This window comes from Streptomyces sp., assembly GCF_035563135.1.
In the GTDB taxonomy this organism is placed as follows: Bacteria; Actinomycetota; Actinomycetes; order Streptomycetales; family Streptomycetaceae; genus Streptomyces.
In genome coordinates this window covers 1-2,418 of the sequence record NZ_DATMVN010000154.1, presented here as the reverse complement: position 1 = coordinate 2,418, position 2,418 = coordinate 1, and the positions used below count along the sequence as shown (strand labels likewise).

General features: G+C 73.0%; 3 protein-coding genes. All 3 read right to left on the bottom strand.

Features of this window, described 5'->3' with window-relative positions:
- The coding region (locus VN520_RS06450; protein WP_325745872.1) for a sugar phosphate isomerase/epimerase and 4-hydroxyphenylpyruvate domain-containing protein at window positions 1-1,108 on the bottom strand (1,108 nt) is incomplete at its 3' end.
- Between the two features lie 19 nt (window positions 1,109-1,127).
- Complete coding sequence (locus VN520_RS06445; protein WP_325745871.1) at window positions 1,128-1,991, bottom strand: shikimate dehydrogenase; 864 nt, start codon at window positions 1,989-1,991, stop codon at window positions 1,128-1,130.
- Entirely contained in the window at window positions 1,988-2,416 is a 429-nt protein-coding gene (gene aroQ / locus VN520_RS06440; protein ID WP_325745870.1) for a type II 3-dehydroquinate dehydratase, read from the bottom strand. The genes VN520_RS06445 and aroQ overlap by 4 nt, the downstream gene beginning before the upstream one ends.
- Window positions 2,417-2,418 lie beyond the last annotated feature (2 nt).

Below are 2,418 nucleotides of genomic sequence, written 5' to 3'. Positions count from 1 at the left end.
CGCGGCGCCGGGGCAGGACGGGGGCGAGCAGCGACTCGGCCCGGGCGGAGGCCCCCGCCGGGTCGGGGCTCTCCAGGCCCACCGCGGTGAGCGCGGGCTCCGGCCGGTGGCTGCCGGTGTCGGTGTTGAGCAGGATGCGGGCCTCCCCCTGTTCCCAGAGGTCCACCGGCTTTCCGGAGTGCCTGGCCGTGCGTGAGAAGCCCAGCGCGGTCAGCAGGGGCGCGATCCTGGCCGTGTCGGCCGTGGCGATCTCGACGAAGGCGAACCCGGTGGGGACGACCGGCGCCGGCGGCGCGGTCAGCCCCGCGGACTCCTGGAGGAGCGTCAGCGAGCGCCGGGCGTCGATCGCGGTGCGGCCCGCGTCCGCCTGCCGGAAGACGTCGTTGAACACCTCCAGGGAGAGCGGCCCGTCGTATCCGGCACGGACGGCGGCCCGCACCAGCCCGGTGACGTCGAGATCGCCCTGGCCCGGGAAGCAGCGGTGGTGGCGGCTCCACTGAAGGACGTCCAGGGCCATCTGCGGGGCGTCGGCGAGTTGCAGGAAGAAGATCTTCTCCCCGGGGACGGACTCGATCCCGGTGACGTCGGAGCCCCTGGCCAGGATGTGGAAACTGTCCAGACAGACGCCGAGTGCGGGGTGGTCCGCGGCCTCGACGATGCGCCAGGCGTGCTCGTAGGTGCTGACGTGGCGGCCCCACGCCAGCGCCTCGTACGCGATCCGGACCCCGGACTCCTGCGCGAGGTCCGCCAGCCGCCGCAGCTGCTCGGCGGCGAGGGCGTCGTCGTCGACGGCGTACGGCGACACGCTGGAGCAGACCAGGACGGTGTCGGCGCCCAGCCGCCGCATCAGCCGGAACTTGTGCTCGGCGCGCCGCAGGTTGCGGGCGAACACGTCGGCGGGGACGGCCTCGATGTCACGCATCGGCTGGAAGAGGTCGATCGTCAGGCCGAGATCGGCGGCCCGTTCCCTGATCTCCTCCGGGCCGAGCGGGCTCCCGGTCAGGTCGTTCTCGAAGATCTCGACGCCGTCGAAGCCCGCGCGCGCCGCCGCGGCGAGTTTCTCGGTGAGCGTTCCGCTGAGCGAGACGGTGGCGATGGACGTACGCATGTCGTTCCTCCTGCGCGCTTCAGTGCGCGGACGTGAGTTCGGCGATGTCGGCGAGCATGCGGGCGGTGTCGGGTTCGCGGCCGGTGAAGAGGCGGAAGGAGTCGGCGGCCTGGAGGGCGGCCATGCCCCCGCCGTCGAGGGTGGGGCAGCCGAGGGCGCGGGCGGTGCGGACCAGCGTGGTCTCCAGCGGCCGGTAGACGATCTCGGCCACCCACAGCCCGGGGTGCAGCAGGTCGGCGGGGAGCGGGAGCCCGGGGTGCGCGGCCATGCCGATGGGTGTGGCGTTGACCAGGCCGTCGGCGTTCGCTGTGTGCGCCGCGAGGTCCAGGAGGTCCGCGGCGGCGGCCCGGCCGGGTCCGAAGTGGTGGTTCAGGGACTCCGCGAGGGCGGCCGCCCGGTCGGGCAGGGCGTCCAGCACGGTGAGCCGGACGGCGCCGAGGCCGAGAAGGGCGTGGGCGACGGCCGCTCCGGCTCCGCCCGCTCCCAGCTGCACGACCCGCTCCAGCGGCGCGCCGGGCAGACCGCGGGTGAAGGAGGCGGCGAAGCCTGTCACGTCGGTGTTGTGGCCGATCGCGAGGCCGCCCTCGAAGACCACGGTGTTGACCGCGCCGAGCGCCTCGGCCTGCGGCGAGAGCGCGTCGAGGTGGGCGAGGACCTGCTGCTTGCAGGGGTGCGTGACGTTGAGGCCGTCGTATCCCATGTCGCGTGCGGAGCGGACGAGTTCACCGGTCTTCTCCGGCGGGACACCGAGCGTGCCGATGTCGATGAGCCGGTAGAGGTAGCGCAGCTTCTGCCGGTCCGCCTCGCGTTCGTGGAGCGCGGGGCTGAGCGAGGGGCCGATGCCGGAGCCGATGAGGCCGACGAGGTACGAGTCCGGGCTCACCGGTTCTCCTCCAGGAGCTGGGCGAGGTGGGTGAGTGCCAGGGCGTAACCGTGGGCGCCCGCCCCGCAGATGACGGTGTCGGCCACGGCGGAGACGTGACTGTGGTGGCGGAAGGCTTCCCGCCGGTGGATGTTCGAGAGGTGGACCTCCACGACGGGCAGTTCCACGGCGGCGAGCGCGTCACGCACGGCGACCGAGGTGTGGCTGTAACCGGCGGGATTGATCACGATGCCCCGGTGCGCGGTGCGGGCCTCATGGATGGCGTCGATGAGCACACCCTCATGGTTGCTCTGCCGGCAGTCGGCGTGCAGCCCGTGGGCCGCAGCGGTGCTCCGGCAGAGCTCTTCGACGCCGGCCAGGGTCTCCTTCCCGTACACGTCGGGCTCCCGGAGGCCGAGCAGGTTGAGATTGGGGCCGTTCAGCACGA